Genomic DNA, 13,020 nt, shown 5'->3' with positions numbered 1-13,020 from the left:
CCGGATGTTCGCGCTTCTGTCGGAGCGGACCGATACGGTCGACAAGTGAGCCGTCGCCGCCCAACGGAGGGAAGCATGAGCAAGTCCGCACACATCGATCTCGATGTCATCGAGGGTGCGTTGGAGCACGGAATGCCCTATATAGCTTTGGGTTCCGGGCGTCCGCTGGTGTTTCTCCGCTGGTTCACCCCCGATCACGCCAATCCGAGTGGGTGGATGCGCGAGTCCGAGATCAAGACACTCACGCCGTTGGCCAAGCATGCGCGGGTGTACGCGGTGAACAGGGCGCCCGGCATGGCCGAAGGCACCACGATGGCCGATATCGCGGCGCAGCACGCCGAGGCGCTGCGCGCCGAATTCGACACGCCCGTGGACGTTCTCGGTATTTCCTCCGGCGGATCGCTGGCGTTGCAATTGGCCGCCGACCATCCCGATGTCGTCCGGAAGCTGGTCGTCGGGGCCTCGGGCTTTCGTCTGGAGGAAAGAGCGCGCGCCGCGCAGCTGAACTACGCCGAGGCCGCCGCCGAAGGCCGCAGGGCGCTGCACTACATGATTCCCGCGCCGACCACGTTCACCGCTCGCCTCACCAAAGGCGCCATGTGGCTGCTCGATCCGCTCGCGCGCCCGAAGAACCCGTCCGACACCCTCGCCTTCGTCCGCGCCGAGGACGCCTTCGATGTCTCGGCCCGTCTCGGCGAAATCACCGCCCCCACACTCGTCGTCGGTGGCGAACACGACGAGTTCTACTCCACGGCAACCTTCCGGCGCACCGCCGACGGCATCCCCGACTCCCGCCTGATCATCTACCCCGGCGCCAACCACATGGGCACCGTCAAACACCCCCGCTTCGCCCCTGATCTCCTCGAATTCCTGTCGGCCGAATAGGCCCGCAGTACGGCGCACGAAGCGGAGCGCGCGGGTTGTGCTGTCGACCGCGGCCGCGCGGACAGCCGGAGTGCAGGTGGAGATGCGCCTAGCCGAGATGGGTCATGCCCGCGGCGACTACCTGGGCGACGTTGAGGATTTCGTCGGTGGTGGGGAGGGGGATGCCGTCGAGGGCGTGCAGGCGGTCGGTGCTGGCGATGGCGAACATGGCAGAGACCCAGGCGGCGGCGCAGGCGCGCAGGGTGCCGGGGCGGACGGGGGTCGGCGTGCTGGCCTGGAGGACGCGGACGGTCACGTCGAGGAGTTGGTTGCGCAGGTGGTGTAGCTGGCGGCGCACGTCGGGATGGGTGTCGGCCTCGCGCCACATGATCACCCGCAGCACCGAGGAATGGTGGTCGCGCAGGTTCAGCGCGGCGTCGAGGTTGACCAGGCTGGCAGCCGGATCGCCGGGGGCGACCACGGCGCCGATGTCAGCGATCGGATGCGCGGGCATGCGCTCGGCCATGAGCGCGGAGAGGATCGAGTCCTTGGTGGGGAAGTAGTAGAAGACGAGGCCCTTCGGCACGCCCGCGTCCGCGGCGATGGACGCCGTCGCGGTGGCATCGAATCCCTGTGCCGCGAAAAGGCTTTCGGCGGCGTCCAGGATGAGTTGCCGGGCGTCGCCGTCGATCTTGGCGCTGCGGCGGCGCCCGGTCTTGGGGGAGCCCGGTCGTCGAACCGCACGACGACCGGGTGTTGGCATCTGCATCAGGGGTGCGTCCTCGTTGCTGTCCGACCATCTGCCGGATCGCGGTGCGGGATTCGCACGTCATGCATCAGTGGTGTGGAGCCATTCCTCCGGTGGTCCGGTGCATGCGGGCCGTGACCACGGGCAACGCCGCGACCGCGACGACCACCGTGACCACGCCTACGATCCATGCGGTCCAGGATGCACCGCTGTACTCGGTGAAGTCCATCGCCCACGGCGAGATGAACAGCAGCGCACCGAACAGGCCCATCGCGTAGTCGGCCATCGCCATGGCGGGCCGAGCCATCTGGGCCAGACCGGTGAGTGCGATCAGGACGCCAAGGACGATCAGCGTCCACATGGCCATGTCGTTCGTGTCCACCCACAAGGGGGACAGCGCGGTGAAGACGCCGAGTATGACTGCGAGCAGGTCTTGCGCGCGACTCTCGGTGAACATGGTGTGCCTCCTCGGCTCGAAATATGTTCTGACCTCGGTATAGTCCTGATTGACCGCCCGGTCAATAGCGGTACGGAAACGATTCCGCGGCGATCGGCGACCTGGCGAGAGTGACCGCCACCACAGCAAAACTTGACCAAGCAGACGCTAGGGTGAGGGTCGTGTCAACGGAAGAAGGGGTTGTCGCATGACCGCGCCGATCGTGATCGTGGGGGCCGGACTCGCCGGGCTGCGCACCGCCGAAGAGCTGCGTCGCGGCGGATACACCGGCGGTCTGGTGCTGATCGGTGACGAGCCGCGACTGCCCTACGATCGCCCGCCGCTGTCCAAGCAGTTCGTCCGCGGCGAGACCGACGACACCACGCTGCGTCCCCCGGAATTCTTCGACGAGAAGCAGATCGATCTGCGCCTGTCCACCGCGGCCACCGCGGTGGACACCGCCGCGCGCCGCATCACCCTGGCCGACGGCGGCGCTCTCGATTACGACCACCTCGTCATCGCGACGGGCTTGCGCCCGCGCCTGCTGCCCGGCCTGCCCGAGCTGAAGGGCGTGCACGTGCTGCGCGGGCACGCGGACGCCGCCGCGCTGCGCGCCGAATTGCGCGGCGCAGGCAAGGCGCTCGTGGTCGGCGCGGGTTTCATCGGCTGTGAGCTCGCGGCCAGTTTCCGCGCGAGCGGTGTCGAGGTGGTGTTGGTCGAACCGCAGCCGACCCCGCTGGCCTCGGTGCTCGGCGAGCAGGTCGGCGCGCTGGTCGCCCGCATGCACCGTGCCGAGGGTGTCGACCTGCGCTGCCACACCGGACTGGACACTTTCCTCGGCGACGAGGCGGGCCGGGTGCGCGGCGCCCTGCTGTCCGACGGCGCCGAGGTGCTCGCCGATCTCGTGGTGGTCGGCGTCGGCTCACGGCCGGTGACCGAATGGCTGACCGACTCCGGCATCGCGCTCGCCGAACCCGCCGATGGCGGCGGCGTGCTCGCCGACGAAGTGGGCCGGACCTCGGCAGACCGGGTCTGGGCGGTCGGCGACGTCGCCGCGTGGCGGCACGAGACCGGCGAGCGCAAGCGGGTCGAACACTGGACCAACGCGGGCGAGCAGGCCAAGCTGCTGGCCTGCGCGCTGCTGGGCGCGGAGCCGCCGACCGCGGCGCGGGTCCCGTACTTCTGGAGCGACCAGTACAACGTGAAGATCCAGGCACTCGGCACCCCGAGCGCCACCGACGAGGTCACCGTGGTCGCCGACGACGGCCGCAAATTCCTCGCCTACTACGCCAGGGACGGCATCCTCACCGGCGTCGTCGGCGCGGGAATGACGGCCCAGGTCATGAAGGCGCGCGCGAAGATCGCCGCCGCGGCGCCGGTCGCCGACCTGCTCGCCGCAACCTGACACCGTCCGGAGCCGTTCGGGCGGGGAGGTACGCCTGTAATACGGTGGTCGATGTGATCGTCGCGCTCATCGACTCGGGGCTGGGATTGCTGCCAACGGCCGCTTGGCTGCGCAAGCTGCGGCCGGACGTGGACCTGCTGCTGCAACTCGATCCTGACGGCGCTCCGTGGGGCCCCAAACCCGAGCGGTGGACCGTCGATCGGGTGGTCGGCGCGGCCCGCACGTCCGTCGAGTCGGGCGCCGAGGTGATCGTGCTGCCCTGCAACACGGCCAGCGTCACCGCGCTCGAACAGGTGCGCGCCGACGTCGGCCCCGGCGTGCCGGTGATCGGCACCGTGCCCGCCATCAAGCCCGCGGCCGCGGCCTGCCGCTCGGTCGCGGTGTGGGCGACGGCGGCGACGACCGCGAGCAAATACCAAGCCGACCTCATCGCCGAGTTCGGGGGCGACGCGAAGGTGGTCGGTGTGGCCTGTCACGGACTCGCGGACGCGATCGACCGCGGCGACCTGGTCGCGGCCCGCGATTCCATCGCCCGCGCCGCCGAGCAGACGCCCGACGACGTCGAGGGCGTCGTGCTCGGCTGCACGCACTATCCGCTGGTCATCGATGCCATCGTGGCCGCGCTGCCGGTCGGTGTTCGCCTCTTCGACAGCGCGCAAGCCGTTGCCGCCCAAACCATTCGGCGCATGGACGGGCTCGGCAGACCGACCACCGGCAACGGCGTGGTGCGCGTCATGAACAGCGGCCGCCCCGGTGCCCTGCCCCCCAGCGCCGCGGCCTTCGAGTCCGGCCGCATCCTCGGCGCCCAGCCCTGACACCGCCCTCGCAGACGTTCCGCACCCTTCACAGGGCGTACACCCGCTGCGAAGCGTGCAGAAGGTCTGCGAGGTACGGGTTACGCGGGGGTCGGCCGCTCGGCGGGTGTTGAATGGCGTGCGTCGAATTCGTACCGCGCCGTGCCGAGGGATGGAGCCGTAGATGATCGAGACAGCGCCGACCGCGGCGGATGTGCGGCAGGCCCTCGCCGAGGTCGCGGACGCCGCCGACGCGATCCATCTCCAGCGCTTCTTCAAGACCGGGCCGGGAGAATACGGCGAGGGCGACCTGTTCATCGGTGTGCGCGTCCCGACGACGCGCGCGATCGCCAAACGCTTTGCCGCCCTTGATCTCACCGAGATCGATGAGCTGCTCGACAGCGCCGTGCACGAGGAGCGCCTTGCCGGGCTGGTCATCCTGAACGCCCGCTTCGCCAAGGCGGCAAAGCCGCGCACGATCGACCTGGCGGCGCAGGAGAAGATGGTGCGGCTGTACCTGGACGCCGTGCGCCGCCGCCGGGTGAACAACTGGGACCTGGTCGACGTCTCCGCCGAGAACGTCCTCGGTCCGTGGTTGCTGGACCGGCCGCGGGATCTGCTCTTCGAGCTGGCCGCCGCGGACTCGCTGTGGGAGCGCCGCGTCGCGCTGCTGACCACCTTCGCCTTCATCAAGGCGGGCGACCCGAGCACGACGTTCCAGCTCTGCGAACAGCTGCTGACCGACCGCCGGGATCTCATCCAGAAGGCGGTCGGCTGGATGCTGCGCGAGGTCGGCAAGCGTGTCGACCGCGTCATGCTGACCGGCTTCCTGGACGAGCACGCACCGGCGATGGGCCGCACCGCGCTCGGGTACGCCACCGAGCATCTCGACGCGGCCGAGCGCAGCGCCTACCGTTCAGCGCGCTGAGCGCACGTCGAGCACGGAGCGGCCGCACGCATGGTCGGTGCGTCGAGCGCGCACGGACGCCACGATCGGCCGAGCGCGGACCGGATCCGCACGCCGAGCACCACTCAGAACTGGATGCGCAACCGATCGGTGACCGGCCGGGCCTGGCAGCCAAGGATGTACCCGTTCTCGATGTCCTCCGGATCGAGAATCTCGGAGTTCTCCATCTCGACCTTGCCCTCCAGCACCGTGCAGGCACAGGAGCCGCACTCGCCCTCCTGACAGGAGTAGGGCACGTCGAGTCCCTTGGCGAGCATGATGTCGACCAGCGTCTGCTTGCGCGGCCAGCTCAGCTCGTGCACCTCGCCGTCGAGTTCCACCTCGACGGTCGCCGCGTCTGCGGCCTCCTCGTCGCTCACCTCGACCGGCGCCTGGTCGGCGAACGGGTCGCCTGCCAGGGAGTTGAACACCTCGGCGTGCGTGCGCGAACGCGGAACGCCGAGCTGGCCGAGCGCGTCGTGCACCCGGTCCATGAACGGCTTGGGGCCGCACATGAAGGCCTCGTAGCCGGTGTAGGGCGCGACCAGGGTGGCCAGGGTGTCGGAGGTCGGCAGGCCGAGCAGCGGCTCCAGCCAGTGGATCACGACGAGCCGCTGCTGGTGCTTGTCCACGAGCTCGCGCAGCTCGCTCGCGAAGATCACGTTGTCCGCGTCGCGATTGGCGTAGACGAGCACGATCTTGCCGGTGCCGCGGGCCAGCGCGGACTTCAGAATGGACATCACCGGTGTGATGCCGCTGCCCGCGCCGAACAGCAGCAGGTTTTCGTCCAGGTTCTTCGGGGTGAAGACGCCGGAGGGCGGCAGCACCTCGAGCTGGTCGCCCGCTTTCACGTTGTCGCACACCCAGTTCGAGCCGTAGCCGCCGTCGGTGCGCTTCACGGTGACCTTTGGCTGGTCGTCGACGTGCGGCGAGCTCGCCAGCGAATAGCAGCGGGCCACCGAGCCGGTGCGGTCGCTGGGAATGCGCAGCGTGAGGAACTGGCCGGGCTTGTACTCGAACTTCTCCCGCAGCTCATCAGGGACGTCGAAGACCAGCGAGCTGGTGTCGGCCGTCTCGGCGATGACGGCGGCAACCCGCAGCACGACCGAGCGCGAGCCGTGGGGAACTTCGACGGTTGTCATGACGTCCTCTCGAATCCGGCATCGTCGTCGACCGGGGGAACAGCGGCCGGCGACAAAACTAGAACGTGTTTCAGTTTCATCGTACGTCGCGCTCCGGCTGGTGGACAAGCTGGGCCTCGAGACCGGCGATCAGCACCTCCATACCGAAGTCGTAGGCGTACTTGCCGCGCAGGTCGGAGATGTACTTCGTGGCTCGCTCCACCGACTCGGGAAGCGTGACCTCCGACAGCGGAGCCCGGTCGCGGGGGTTCACCCGGCTGCGGCCGAACAGGTAGGTGTGGATCGTCGCGTAGGCGGCGAGCACGTTGCGGTCGGAGAACCCGGCCTCGAACAGGATCTCCATGATGGCGGCGATCAGGTCGAGCTGTTTGCCCAGCATCTGCTCGATGAGCACATCGCCGAGCCCGGGGTGTTTGCGCAGTTTCTCATCGATCTGGTCGATGAGCTCGCGCAGGCGCTGCTGCCACGGCCCGGATTCCGGCGGTGGCTTGCGCACTCCTGCCAGCGCGGCGCTGGCGACCAGGTCGAGCAGCTCGCGCTTGTCGGCCACGTAGTAGTACGGCGCCATGGGGGAGACGCCGAGTTCGCGGGAAAGTCGCCGCATGGACAGCTTTTCCACGCCATCCGCGCGAACCACACGCAGCGCGGCCTCCACGATCTCGGACTCCGACAGAGTGTTTCCGCCCCCGTTCGCCTGCATTCGTCCGACTCCCATGCCACCTCTACTGCCGCGGGCATGTGCCGCCCGTCACGTTCTGTTCAGCTGCGCTACACCCGAAGTCTAGAGCGCCACGGTAGGGACCGGTGGCGGCGCGGGCGGTGGTCATGGACCGCCGCGGTGTGGCGTGACGATGCGGCGGAGTCTCGGGGCGTGGGAGGGGTGTGGCCGCAGTGATTGGAACGTGTTTCACTTTTGCTGGGCTTGTCGCTATGGTGTGACAAGGACTACGTAGATGGTCGCGGTCCCTCGTCGAACTCGGAGGTCTCATGTCGCACAAGATCATCGCACCGCGCGACACCGCCGAAGCGGAGCTCGTCGAGGAGACCCTCATCGAAGAGGTATCCATCGACGGCATGTGCGGCGTCTACTGACGGGCGAGAGTGTCGTGCTCGATCTCGATACCCGACGGCGACCGAGGGCGCCGCTGCGCGCGGCCGGTAGCGCCGGCGAAGGCGCCCCGCCATATGCGCGGGCGCTCGCGCGACCGGCCGAAGGTGACATGATCATCGGCGCGCCGTATCTCGCGTCCGGCGCCGCGGGAGCCAAGCCCGCGCTGGCGCAGGCCGTCCGACCGGATGCGGGGGTGGTCCCGCGGTCGGGCGGCGCTGCGCCCATCACCGCCGAGTCCGCTACCATCGGGTCCACTACCATCGGGTCCAGCACCGCTGAGGATGCGTTGATGACGGCAGCGCTCGAATCCGGTGCGCCACAGGGGGATCGCGCGGCACACTTGATGGAACGCTTCGCGACCGTACTGAGCGGCGGCGAACCGACTGTGCCCCAGGACTTCTGGAAGCCGGCCGCGCGGGCCGACGTAGGGCGGACCATTTCGCGCTCTTCGGTGGACGACTCGCGCCGGACCGCATCGCGGCGTGACACGGCGCGCAAGCCGGGGCCGATCTCGCCGACTTCGTCGGCGCGGCGGCCGTCACGCGTCTGCGGCGAGAGCCCGCTGACATGAACAGCCGCCGGTTGCCAGCCGTGCGCTGCCAGCCGGCGGGCGCAGGTTATCGAGGGGGTCAGCGATGGATAGCCGACAAGTTGCTACATGGCGCGACCGAATTGTCCGCAAATCCACCGCAACACGCCGTGGTTCGAGTCACGCACGGTCACAGGCCTATTCGCGCGGAATTCCGTCCTTTTTTCGGGACCGATGATGCCCGCGCGTGAATATCCGCCTAGCATGCCAAGAATGCGCCATGATCGACTGCCCGACGGCTTCGGGGTACGGATCGATCCACGGGTACGCGCATACTCCGGCGGACGCATCCTGATCGGGGGCTCACCCGCCAGGTTGCTACGACTTGCCCCGGAGGCCGCCGAGATGATCGGCGACGGGTACCTCGAGGTCACCGACCCCAAGTCGGCGGTTGTTGCCAGACGGCTGCTCGATTCCGGAGTCGCCAATCCGCGGCCGCAACTGCTGCCCTCGCTCGATGACGTGACCATCATCGTGCCACTGCGCAACAACGCCGACGGCCTCGCCCGGCTGCTGGCGGCGCTGCGCGGGCACACCGTGATCGTCGTCGACGACGGCTCCGATCGACCGGTGCGGATCCCGGAATCCCGTGGCACCCGCTGCCGTGTCACCGTGCTGCGCCACGACGAGAAGCAGGGCCCCTCCGCGGCCCGCAATGCCGGCCTGCGGGCGGCGACAACCGAATTCGTCGCGTTCCTGGATTCCGACGTGGTGCCGCGCAGCGGGTGGCTCGAGGTCATGCTCGGGCACTTCAGCGATCCGGAGGTCGCGCTCGTCGCGCCCCGCATCGTGGCGCTGGATCCGGAGTCCAACGCGCTGGCCCGCTACGAGCACACCCGCTCCTCGCTCGACCTGGGCAGGAGGGAGGCGGCCGTGCGATCGCGCGGCCTGGTCTCGTACGTGCCGAGCGCCGCGCTGCTGGTGCGGCGGCAGGCGTTGCTCGCCGAGGGCGGCTTCGACGAGTCCATGCAGGTCGCCGAGGACGTCGACCTGTGCTGGCGGCTGGAACGGGCGGGCTGGCGGCTGCGCTACGAGCCCGCCGCGCACGTGGCGCACGACCATCGCGTCTCGTTCCCGTCCTGGTTCGGGCGAAAGCTGTTCTACGGCACGGGCGCCGCGCCGCTCGGCGAGCGGCACGGCAAGGGCATGGTCTCGCCGCTGTCGGTGCCGCCCTGGATGGTGGTGGCCTCGGTGCTGTTCGCGACGATGTCGAAGTGGGGTCTGCTCGGCGGCGTCGTCACCCTCGTCACGGCGCTGGCTCGGCTGCGGCGGGTGTTCACCGCGCTGGACAACCCGACGCGCATCGCATCCATCTACCTGGCCCGCGGTTTCTTCTCCGGGCTGTGGCAGCTGGCGTCGGCGATGTGCAGGCATTACTGGCCGGTGACGCTGCTCGCGATGTTGGCCTCGCGGCGCATCCGGCGGATCGCGGTGACCATGGCGGTGGCCGACGGCCTCGCCGACTGGTTCACCCACCGCGACGCGGGCGGGCTCGACCCGTTCCGCTACCTGGCCTACAAGCGTCTCGACGACATCGCCTACGGCACCGGGCTCTGGCTCGGCGCCTACCGGGCGCGCAGCGTCGAGGCGCTCAAACCCACGGCGCCACCGCGGTGAAATCCACCGCGCCACCGCGCTGATCGTTGTTGCCGGGCCGACGGCCCGCCCGTCGGATGAGCTGGTTCCTATGGTCGACACCCTTATCGTCGGTGGCGGCACCGCGGGGTGCGTGCTCGCGGCGAGGTTGAGCGAAGCGCCCGGCCACACGGTGCGCCTGCTGGAAGCGGGCACGGTGTGGTCCGCCGCGGCCGAGATGCCCGCGGCGCTGCGCGATGCCACGCGGCTGCCGATCGGGCCGGAATCCCGGTGGTTGTGGCGGTATCCCGCGACGCTCGCGGCGAGCTCGGACGACGACCGTGCGGTCGAGGGAAACTTGCTGCGCGGCCGGGTGATCGGCGGCTCCAGTACGGTCAACGGCGGCTATTTCGTGCGCGCGCCCGCCGCCGACTTCGCCGCGTGGAGCGCGGCGCTCGGCGGCGCGCCCGAATGGACTTTCGAATCGGTGCTGCCCGCTTACCGAGGGCTGGAGGACGACCGCGACTACGGCGACCTGCCCGGCCACGGCCGCGGCGGCCCGATCCCGGTGCGCCGCACGAGCGATCCGACACCGGTGAGCCGCGCGTTCGCCGCGGCCGCGCGCGCAGCGGGGTTCGCCGAGGTGCCCGATCTCAACGCGTTGCCGGGTGCGGGCCCCACCGAGGGCGTGGGACCGGTGCCGTGCAACGTCGAGGGCGGTGCACGCGTCGGCACGGCGTCGGCCTATCTGCTGCCCGCGCTGGCGCGCCCGAATCTGTCCGTACAGGGCGGAGTCCTGGTGTCGCGCATTCGTTTCCAGGGTGATCGCGCGGTCGGCGTCGACTATCGGCGCGGCGAGACCAGCGGCACGATCTGGTCCGATCGAATCGTGCTGTGCGCGGGCGCGCTGGAATCGGCGGCGCTACTGCTGCGCTCCGGGATCGGACCGCCGGACGAGCTGGCGGCACTGGGTATACCGGTGGTGCGTCCCGCGCCGGTCGGCGTCCGGTTCGACGACCACCCCGAGATCGGTCTGGAATACCTGCTCGACGTGCCGACGCCTGCCGCGGTGCCGCTGGAGTACGTGCTGACCCTCGATGACATCGAAATCCGGCCGTACACAGTGCCGTTCGCCTCGGATCGGCACCGCCTCGGCGTCGCGCTGATGCGTCCCGAGTCCGCGGGCGTGCTGCGGTTGCGCGGCGCCGATCCGTTCGGCCCGCCTCGGATCGAGCACCGCTACCTGGCGGACGCCACCGATCGCGCGCGACTGCGTGACGCGGTCGCGCTCGCCGCCGACGTGCTGCACCGAATACCGGGCGCCTACCCGTGTCACCCGCCGCCCGCGTCCGGTCACGATGCCTGGCTACGCGCGAATCTGTCCACCTCGCAGCATCTCTCGGGCACCTGCCGGATGGGCGCCGCCGAGGACGGGGTGGTCGACGCGCGGTGCAGGGTGCATGGGGTGAGCGGATTGTCCGTGGTGGATCTGTCCGTCGTTCCGGTGCCGCTGAGCCGAGGTCCGCAGGCCACGACGGTGATGCTCGCCGAACATGTTGCGGGCTGGCTCACATCGTGAAGTGAAAGACGGATGGGTCACAAAATGAGGAGGTCCGCCCACGGTGTGACCTGGCGGACAAACCAGAACATCCGCCCTTCCCTCTGAATAGCCGCCGGTACAGTTTGTGGCGGAAAGAAAGGCAAATGGTCAGCAATCTTGCAGGTGGGCGGTCCCCACGGCACGGCGTCGAACCCGGTACGCAACTCGGCGCACTCGAAGCCTATGCCGCACAAGCACACGGATATCTTAGCGCGGGTGGCGAGCAGCTCTCCCAGCTAGCCGGTTTGCTGCGTCCGCTCGTACTGGAATCCTGGCTGCGCAGCCTGCGTACCGGCGTCGATCCGATGGACGTACTGAGCGAACGTGGTTTGCGCGGCGCGGATTTGCAACGTTATCGCGATGCTCATCCAATGGCGGGCCTGATGCCGCTGATCGATAAATTGCTCGTGCAGGACGCGGCTCGTACCTGTCTGATTGTCGCGATCGCCGATCAATTCGGGCGCGTGCTTTCCGTGTACGGCAAACCCGAGCAAGTCACGGCCGCAGCCGAGATCGGCTTGCGCGCCGGCGACGATCTGAGCGAGCGCAGGGTGGGCACCAATGCGGTCGGCTTGGTTGTCCGCACCGGCCGCGCCGCGTGGATCCATGGGCCCGAGCACTTTCTGCACCGCATGCACCAGATCACCGGCGCCGCAGCGCCGGTGCACGATCCGGACGGCAGGCTCGTCGGTGTCCTGGTGGTAGCCGGGGGCGTGCGGGTGGCGAAGCCGGAGATCCTCGCGCTGGTGAAGGCGACGGCCACCGCCGCCGAGATGGATCTGCTGCTCAATGCGATGCGCTCGGGCAGGCATGGCGGGCGGGGGCGGGAACGGCCGGAACCCGAAGTGGCCGCCGAGTCGCGCGGGCTCGGCCTCGACGTGCTCGGTCTCGGGCAGCCGCAGCTGACCATCGCGGGCGATCGGGTTCCGTTGTCGCAGCGGCACGCCGAGATCCTGCTGTTGTTGGCCGAGCATCCGGAGGGGCTCGGCGCCGACCACCTCGCGCTGCTGCTGGACGATACCGATCTGGACAACGGCACGATCCGCGCCGCCATGTCCAGGCTGCGGTCGGTAGTCGGTCCGACCGTGTTCGGTTCGCGCCCATACAAGTTGCGCGTGCACGTCGCAACCGATGTGGAGGCGCTGCGGGCGGCGCTCGATTCCGGTGATGTCGATTCCGCATTACGGCTCTACGCCGGTCCGGTGCTGCCGCGTTCCGCCGCACCGGGAATTATCGATATTCGCGACGAACTGCGCGTCCGGTTGCGCACCGCGGTGCTCGGCTCGCGCGACGCCGCGGTGTTGCGGCGCTGGACCGCCGGTGCGGAAGGTCGCGACGACGCCGCCGCATGGGCCGTGTACCGCACGACCGTAGATCGCGATTCTCCGCTGTATGCGCAGATCGAGGCCAAGATTCGGGTGCTCGATCGGCGGCTCGGCGCCGATGCAACGCGGATGCAACGTTTCGGCTCATAGTCTGCACATCCGAAAGTGCGGTAGCTCACAAAGCGACCTCGATGTGGTCGCGCGCACAAATGTGCTCGGGGTTAACTAGTGCCCGAGAACAAGATGGTCAGTTGTCCAGTTTTTTTTAGCTGAACGTGTTCCTTTTTATTTCCTGACCGCCTAGTGTTCGCAATACGCGGTTGACATCCGTGTGATGCAGGAAACACCACCGGGGGCGTGGACCGAGTCCCCGGCAGCGGAGTTGGAGGAACGATCAAGAGTTAGGCCCGGTGGCTCCGGCCGCCGATCTCGTCACACCAATTTGTTGGATCTCGCGCGGGTGACGTCGTCACTGTCCGCGCTCT

At 69.0% G+C, this 13,020-nt stretch carries 13 protein-coding genes; 9 read left to right on the top strand and 4 right to left on the bottom strand.

Annotated elements, in window-relative coordinates; genetic code table 11:
• The first annotated feature begins 75 nt into the window (after positions 1-75).
• Positions 76-885, top strand: coding sequence for an alpha/beta hydrolase (locus AB0H50_RS28700; protein ID WP_357458556.1), 810 nt, complete (start codon positions 76-78; stop codon positions 883-885).
• 88 nt (positions 886-973) lie between these two features.
• Here AB0H50_RS28700 and AB0H50_RS28695 read toward each other — a convergent pair whose 3' ends face one another.
• Both AB0H50_RS28695 and AB0H50_RS28690 read right to left on the bottom strand, forming a co-directional pair.
• A complete protein-coding gene (locus AB0H50_RS28695; protein ID WP_357458870.1) occupies positions 974-1,627 on the bottom strand; it encodes a TetR/AcrR family transcriptional regulator in 654 nt (217 codons plus the stop codon).
• Between the two features lie 73 nt (positions 1,628-1,700).
• Entirely contained in the window at positions 1,701-2,069 is a 369-nt protein-coding gene (locus AB0H50_RS28690; protein WP_357458553.1) for an SPW repeat protein, read from the bottom strand.
• A 187-nt stretch (positions 2,070-2,256) separates the two neighbouring features.
• On the opposite strand from AB0H50_RS28690, the gene AB0H50_RS28685 reads away from it, so the two are divergent.
• From AB0H50_RS28685 to AB0H50_RS28675, 3 genes are all read left to right on the top strand, one after another.
• Positions 2,257-3,453 (top strand): FAD-dependent oxidoreductase, encoded by a 1,197-nt coding sequence (locus tag AB0H50_RS28685; protein WP_357458550.1) that lies wholly within the window; start codon positions 2,257-2,259, stop codon positions 3,451-3,453.
• Positions 3,454-3,506: 53 nt separating this feature from the next.
• Complete coding sequence (locus AB0H50_RS28680) at positions 3,507-4,268, top strand: aspartate/glutamate racemase family protein (RefSeq protein WP_357458547.1); 762 nt, start codon at positions 3,507-3,509, stop codon at positions 4,266-4,268.
• 163 nt (positions 4,269-4,431) lie between these two features.
• Complete coding sequence (locus tag AB0H50_RS28675; RefSeq protein WP_357458545.1) at positions 4,432-5,175, top strand: DNA alkylation repair protein; 744 nt, start codon at positions 4,432-4,434, stop codon at positions 5,173-5,175.
• Between the two features lie 104 nt (positions 5,176-5,279).
• Here the strand turns inward: AB0H50_RS28675 and AB0H50_RS28670 are convergent, their stop codons facing one another.
• Positions 5,280-6,335, bottom strand: coding sequence for a ferredoxin--NADP reductase (locus tag AB0H50_RS28670; RefSeq protein WP_357458542.1), 1,056 nt, complete (start codon positions 6,333-6,335; stop codon positions 5,280-5,282).
• Between the two features lie 76 nt (positions 6,336-6,411).
• Positions 6,412-7,050 (bottom strand): mycofactocin system transcriptional regulator MftR2, encoded by a 639-nt coding sequence (gene mftR2, locus AB0H50_RS28665; RefSeq protein ID WP_357458540.1) that lies wholly within the window; start codon positions 7,048-7,050, stop codon positions 6,412-6,414.
• Between the two features lie 272 nt (positions 7,051-7,322).
• On the opposite strand from mftR2, the gene mftA reads away from it, so the two are divergent.
• The 5 genes from mftA to AB0H50_RS28640 all read left to right on the top strand — a co-directional run bounded on the left by mftA (position 7,323) and on the right by AB0H50_RS28640 (position 12,685).
• Positions 7,323-7,427, top strand: coding sequence for a mycofactocin precursor MftA (gene mftA, locus AB0H50_RS28660; protein WP_357458538.1), 105 nt, complete (start codon positions 7,323-7,325; stop codon positions 7,425-7,427).
• A 128-nt stretch (positions 7,428-7,555) separates the two neighbouring features.
• Positions 7,556-8,017: a hypothetical protein gene (locus AB0H50_RS28655; RefSeq protein WP_357458536.1), complete on the top strand. Its 462-nt coding sequence runs from the start codon at positions 7,556-7,558 to the stop codon at positions 8,015-8,017.
• Positions 8,018-8,248: 231 nt separating this feature from the next.
• Positions 8,249-9,652: a mycofactocin biosynthesis glycosyltransferase MftF gene (mftF, locus tag AB0H50_RS28650; RefSeq protein ID WP_357458533.1), complete on the top strand. Its 1,404-nt coding sequence runs from the start codon at positions 8,249-8,251 to the stop codon at positions 9,650-9,652.
• Positions 9,653-9,722: 70 nt separating this feature from the next.
• The gene (gene mftG / locus AB0H50_RS28645) at positions 9,723-11,189 is read left to right on the top strand and encodes a mycofactocin system GMC family oxidoreductase MftG (RefSeq protein WP_357458530.1); all 1,467 of its coding nucleotides are present in this window, start codon (positions 9,723-9,725) and stop codon (positions 11,187-11,189) included.
• Between the two features lie 125 nt (positions 11,190-11,314).
• On the top strand, positions 11,315-12,685 hold the full coding sequence (locus AB0H50_RS28640; RefSeq protein WP_357458528.1) for a GAF domain-containing protein: 1,371 nt from the start codon (positions 11,315-11,317) through the stop codon (positions 12,683-12,685).
• The last annotated feature ends 335 nt before the right edge of the window (positions 12,686-13,020 follow it).

The sequence above is a fragment of the Nocardia sp. NPDC050793 genome (genome assembly GCF_040654065.1).
Taxonomy (GTDB): domain Bacteria; phylum Actinomycetota; class Actinomycetes; order Mycobacteriales; family Mycobacteriaceae; genus Nocardia.
The sequence above is the reverse complement of the archived record's forward strand: the minus strand, read 5'-3'. Positions and strand labels throughout refer to the sequence as shown.

Coding starts and splice junctions, on each gene's coding strand:
- AB0H50_RS28690 (WP_357458553.1), bottom strand. CDS start 2,069: ATGTTCACCGAGAGTCGCGCGCAAGACCTGCTCGCAGTCATACTCGGC.
- mftA (WP_357458538.1), top strand. CDS start 7,323: ATGTCGCACAAGATCATCGCACCGCGCGACACCGCCGAAGCGGAGCTC.
- AB0H50_RS28700 (WP_357458556.1), top strand. CDS start 76: ATGAGCAAGTCCGCACACATCGATCTCGATGTCATCGAGGGTGCGTTG.
- mftF (WP_357458533.1), top strand. CDS start 8,249: ATGCGCCATGATCGACTGCCCGACGGCTTCGGGGTACGGATCGATCCA.
- AB0H50_RS28685 (WP_357458550.1), top strand. CDS start 2,257: ATGACCGCGCCGATCGTGATCGTGGGGGCCGGACTCGCCGGGCTGCGC.
- AB0H50_RS28675 (WP_357458545.1), top strand. CDS start 4,432: ATGATCGAGACAGCGCCGACCGCGGCGGATGTGCGGCAGGCCCTCGCC.
- mftR2 (WP_357458540.1), bottom strand. CDS start 7,050: ATGGGAGTCGGACGAATGCAGGCGAACGGGGGCGGAAACACTCTGTCG.
- mftG (WP_357458530.1), top strand. CDS start 9,723: ATGGTCGACACCCTTATCGTCGGTGGCGGCACCGCGGGGTGCGTGCTC.
- AB0H50_RS28695 (WP_357458870.1), bottom strand. CDS start 1,627: ATGCCAACACCCGGTCGTCGTGCGGTTCGACGACCGGGCTCCCCCAAG.
- AB0H50_RS28640 (WP_357458528.1), top strand. CDS start 11,315: ATGGTCAGCAATCTTGCAGGTGGGCGGTCCCCACGGCACGGCGTCGAA.
- AB0H50_RS28670 (WP_357458542.1), bottom strand. CDS start 6,335: ATGACAACCGTCGAAGTTCCCCACGGCTCGCGCTCGGTCGTGCTGCGG.
- AB0H50_RS28655 (WP_357458536.1), top strand. CDS start 7,556: ATGATCATCGGCGCGCCGTATCTCGCGTCCGGCGCCGCGGGAGCCAAG.